Annotated in this window: 1 protein-coding gene; it reads right to left on the reverse strand. The window is 57.2% G+C overall.

Going from position 1 to position 1,228, the window contains the following annotated elements; translation table 11 throughout:
• Positions 1–52 precede the first annotated feature (52 nt).
• On the reverse strand, positions 53–1,228 hold the full coding sequence (gene tuf, locus CLV88_RS22805) for an elongation factor Tu (protein ID WP_106610705.1): 1,176 nt from the start codon (positions 1,226–1,228) through the stop codon (positions 53–55).

The following is a 1,228-nucleotide window of genomic DNA, read 5'->3' on the forward strand; positions in this document are numbered from 1 at the left end:
AAAAAAGGGCCGCCCAATGGGCGGCCCTTTGTTCATTCAGAGGGTCTCTGAATTAGTCTACGATTTTGGACACAACGCCCGAACCAACCGTGCGGCCGCCTTCGCGGATCGCGAAGCGCAGGCCCTGCTCCATCGCGATGGGTGCGATCAGCTCGACGTTGAACTTCAGGTTGTCGCCCGGCATAACCATCTCGGTGCCAGCAGGCAGCTCAACAGTGCCGGTCACGTCTGTGGTCCGGAAGTAGAACTGGGGACGGTAGTTCGCAAAGAACGGCGTGTGACGGCCACCTTCATCCTTGGTCAAGATATAGGCTTCTGCTTCGAACTTGGTGTGTGGGTTAACCGAACCTGGCTTACACAGCACCTGACCACGCTCAACCGCTTCACGGTCGATACCACGCAGCAGCGCGCCGATGTTGTCGCCGGCTTCACCGCGATCCAGCAGCTTGCGGAACATTTCAACACCTGTACAGGTGGTGGTCTGTGTGTCTTTGATGCCAACGATTTCGATGCTGTCGCCAACATTGATCACGCCACGCTCAACACGACCGGTCACAACCGTACCACGACCAGAGATCGAGAAAACGTCTTCGATCGGCATCAGGAACGGCTCGTCAACCGCGCGTGGCGGCTGTGGGATGTACTCGTCAACAGCAGCCATCAGCTCAGCGATTTTCTCTTCGCCAATGTTCGCGTCGCGACCTTCCAGAGCGGCCAGAGCCGAACCCGCGATGATTGGGATATCATCACCAGGATAGTCATACTCGGTCAACAGCTCACGGATTTCCATTTCAACCAGCTCGAGCAGCTCTTCGTCGTCAACCTGGTCAACCTTGTTCATGAACACGACCATGGCAGGGATACCAACCTGGCGACCCAGCAGGATGTGCTCGCGGGTCTGGGGCATCGGGCCGTCAGCTGCGTTCACAACCAGGATCGCGCCGTCCATCTGCGCCGCACCGGTGATCATGTTCTTAACATAGTCAGCGTGACCGGGGCAGTCGACGTGGGCGTAGTGACGCGCGTCGGTTTCATACTCAACGTGCGCTGTCGAGATGGTGATGCCGCGCGCTTTCTCTTCTGGCGCGCCGTCAATCTCGTCATACGCTTTGAAGTCACCATATTGCTTGGTGATCGCCGCTGTCAGAGTCGTCTTACCGTGGTCAACGTGGCCAATCGTGCCAATGTTGCAGTGCGGTTTGGAACGTTCAAACTTTTCCTTTGCCAT

This window comes from Shimia abyssi, assembly GCF_003014475.1.
Taxonomy (GTDB): Bacteria; Pseudomonadota; Alphaproteobacteria; order Rhodobacterales; family Rhodobacteraceae; genus Shimia; species Shimia abyssi.